General features: G+C 75.6%; 3 protein-coding genes. All 3 read right to left on the reverse strand.

The window, feature by feature from the left end; translation table 11 throughout:
- The coding region (locus NBW84_RS22075; RefSeq protein ID WP_250287062.1) for an adenosylcobinamide-GDP ribazoletransferase at positions 1-636 on the reverse strand (636 nt) is incomplete at its 3' end.
- A 12-nt stretch (positions 637-648) separates the two neighbouring features.
- The gene (cobT, locus tag NBW84_RS22080) at positions 649-1,830 is read right to left on the reverse strand and encodes a nicotinate-nucleotide--dimethylbenzimidazole phosphoribosyltransferase (RefSeq protein WP_250287071.1); all 1,182 of its coding nucleotides are present in this window, start codon (positions 1,828-1,830) and stop codon (positions 649-651) included.
- A gap of 104 nt (positions 1,831-1,934) precedes the next feature.
- The gene (locus NBW84_RS22085) at positions 1,935-2,954 is read right to left on the reverse strand and encodes a hypothetical protein (protein WP_250287063.1); all 1,020 of its coding nucleotides are present in this window, start codon (positions 2,952-2,954) and stop codon (positions 1,935-1,937) included.
- Positions 2,955-3,442: the final 488 nt, after the last annotated feature.

Genomic DNA, 3,442 nt, shown 5'->3' on the forward strand with positions numbered 1-3,442 from the left:
GCCGGGGCCGCCGCCGTCGACGTCGAGCAGCCCCGCGGCGGCGGCGGCGACGACGACGGCGAGCACGGAGCAGACGGCCTGCCGCGGCCGCACGGAACCGGCGACGAGGGCGCCGAGCCCGTTCGGGTGCGCCGCGGGGATGCCGGCGGTGCAGGCCAGGGTGGCCGCCAGCCGTCCGGTCATCGACGCGACCAGGATCGACAGGCTGCCCCGGTGCTCGTTGATCGCCAGTGACAGCGCCGCGACCTGGACCAGCACGGCGAAGATCAGCGCCAGCGCGCCGAACGCGCCCAGCCGCGAGTCCCGCATGGCCGCCAGCGCCCGCTCCCGGCCGGCGCCGATGCCGTCGGCGACGTCGGCGAGCCCGTCCAGGTGCAGGCCGCGGGTGAGCAGCGCCAGCGTGGCGATCCCGATGGCGGCCGGGAGCAGGGGCTGGGCCGGGGTCCCCGGCGGCGCCGCGGGCAGCTTCGTGAAGAGCCGGAAGCCGACCACGACGGCGGCGGCGATGGCCCCCAGCACGAGGCCGACCAGCGGGGCGAGCGTCATGGCCCGGCCCATCGTGCGCCGGTCGAGCACGACCCGTCCTCGGACGGGCAGCAGCGAGAGCAGGGAGAAGACCGTCCGCGTGGCGAGCATCGGCCGCCCGCGTCAGGCGCCCGCCGTCCCGGGCGTGTCGCTCGGGACGGCGGCGGTGCCGTTGGCGACCGGCCCGCTGGGGGCAGCGCCAGCGGAAGCGGCGTCGCTGGCAACGGCGCCAGCGGAAGCGGTGCCGCCGGCGGCCGGGCCGGCCGGGGCTGAGCCGGCCTGGTCGCTGACGCCGGCCTGGTCGAACGTGGCCATCTCGGCGAGTGTCGCCTGGGCGGCCACCAGCAGGTGGACGGCGAGCAGCGCGCCGGTGCCCTCGCCGAGGCGCAGGCCGAGGTCCAGCAGAGGCTCGATGCCCAGCGACGTCAGGGTGAACTTCTGCGCCGGCTCGGTCGACCGGGTGCCCGCGACCCACCAGGCCTTCGACCCGGGCGCGTACGCCTCGGCGGCCAGCGCCGCGGCGCAGACCACGACCCCGTCGAGCACCACCGGGGTGCGGCGGACGGCGGCCTGGACCAGCAGGCCGGTCAGCGCGGCGAGGTCGGCGCCGCCGATCACCCGCAGCAGGGCGAGCGGATCGGCGGCGTACGGCCGGCCGCGGCGCATCGCGTCCCGGATCGCCGCGGTCTTGAGCATCCACCGGGTGTCGTCGATGCCGGTGCCGCGCCCGACGGTCTCGATCGGTTCCCGGTCGAGCAGGCTGGCGACGATCGCCGCGGACGGGGTGGTGTTCCCGATTCCCATCTCGCCGGGGACCAGCAGGTCGGTGCCGGCGTCGACCTCCTCGTCGACGATCGTCCGGCCGAGGTCGAACGCGCGGGCGGCCTCCTCGGCGGTGAGGGCGTCCTCGACGTCGATGCGCCCGCTGCCGCGCCGGACCCGGTAACGGCTGGTGACGTCGGCCGTGGCCACGCCGCCGGCCGCGGGCGGCACGGCCTCGTCGGCGTCCACGCTGACGTCCACGACCCGTACGGACGCGCCGACCGTGCGGGCCAGCACGTTCACCGCGGCGCCGCCGGCGGCGAAGTTCGCCACCATCTGCGCGGTGACCTCCGACGGGAAGGCCGAGACACCCGTCCGCGCGATGCCGTGATCACCGGCGATGATCACGGCCCGGATGCGCCGGAAGGGCCTGGGCGGGCAGGCCCCCTGCACGCCGGCGAGCCAGACCGAGATCTCCTCCAGGCGCCCGAGGGCACCCGGGGGCTTGGTCAGCACTGCCTGCCGCTGCCGGGCGGCAGCCATCGCGTCGGCGTCGAGCTCTGGGATCCGCACAGCGTCTTTATTACCCGATGTGCCACCGGGCACCGTCGGGCGCCCATACCCCAACGGATATCCGACAGATCCCGTCAGGCCGGGGCCTCTTCCGAGGAGCCGCCCCAGGCCGAGGTCAACGCGACCAGGTCGGACCAGTCGGCGCCGTGCTGGGCGGCGCCCTCGGCGAGCTGGGACACCTCGCTGCCCATCCAGGCCGCCGGCCGGGCGGACGAGGCGACCACCGCGCCGGTGACATGGTGCTCGGCCTCCTCGACGTCCGGCCGCTCCCGGCGCAGCGCCGCGTCCGCGCAGATGACGTGCACCAGCGGGGCCAGGCAGCCGACGCCCTGGTCGCGGCCTCCGGCGCCGTCCACGCCACCGACCCGCTCGCGGGCCTCGGCCAGGAACGGCGCGGCCGCGTAGATCTGCCCGGCCAGGACGAGGGCGCTGGCGGCCATCGTCACGAACAGCGCCGGATGGTAGCTGTCGAGGGAGTAGGCGGGGGCGCCGTATTTCTCGGTGGGCAGCCGGCTCATCAGCTCCTGCGCCCGGCCGATCGTGGCGACGGTACCGAGGGTGTCGCCGAGACGCGCCCGCGCGCCCGCCTCGGCGACCGCCAGCATCACGGCGGCGGGGGTGCTGCCCGCGTACCGCTGCCCCTCCACGGCGAGCGCCAGCGCGCTCCGCCAGCGCTGCAGCCCCCGCGCGGCCATCGCCCGCACGGCGTGGGCGTGCGCGATCGTCGGCCAGTCCCCGATGCTCGCGGCGACCGACTCGGCCTGGGCCAGCGCGCGCAGCCCGGAGCAGACGTCACCGGCGTCGATGAGCGCGTTGCCCTCCAACACGAGGGTGCGGGAGTGCAGGGCCTGCCAGTCATGCCTGGTACGGATCGCCCCCGCCTGGGACACGGCGATGTGGCGGTCGAGGTTCCACGCCTGCAGGGCCGTCTGTGCCGGGGCGGTGGACCCGTAACCGTCGACCAGCGCCCGCATGGCGGTGGTGAGGCCGGTCAGATCCTGCGCGCCCCGGACGCGCCCGGGGAAGGTGCTCACCAGATGTCCCGCCGCGACGAGCCCGGCAACCAGCCCGAGCCTGCGCCGATCGACGCCCATGCGCGACTCCAGATGTTCGCGATGTCCGCGTGACAGCCCCAGTCTCTGGCGCTGTCGGGATCATGTCGATGGCCCGGTTGTGTCAACATCCCGGCCGTGTTGATACCTCTCACTCCCCGTCATGTCCGTGGGGCCGCCGACGCGGCCCGGGCCTCCCGCGTGCTCCCCGGGTTCCCCCTTGGACGTCCCCGGGCCGCCTGTCGTGCTTCCGGGCTCCCGTTCCGCCTTCCCGGGTGCCCCGGCTGTCGCCTGGCGCGCGAAAACATGACCGTGACAGATTGTGATCATGCCGGTTCGGCCGGGGTCAGGTGCCGGATGCCGCCGCCGCTAACGAATTATCGGCCCCCCCGTTGTAACGCCCTGCGACCACCCCCAGCCCAGCGGCCCTCACCGCGCCGTCCCCACCCCGCCCCAGGGGGTCACACCACCACCAGCCCGCACAAAATCCCGTCCCGCCCGCCCCTCACGGAGAGTTCTCCGGCACGCCC

The organism is Protofrankia sp. CiP1_Cm_nod2, assembly GCF_920664355.1.
Taxonomy (GTDB): domain Bacteria; phylum Actinomycetota; class Actinomycetes; order Frankiales; family Frankiaceae; genus Protofrankia.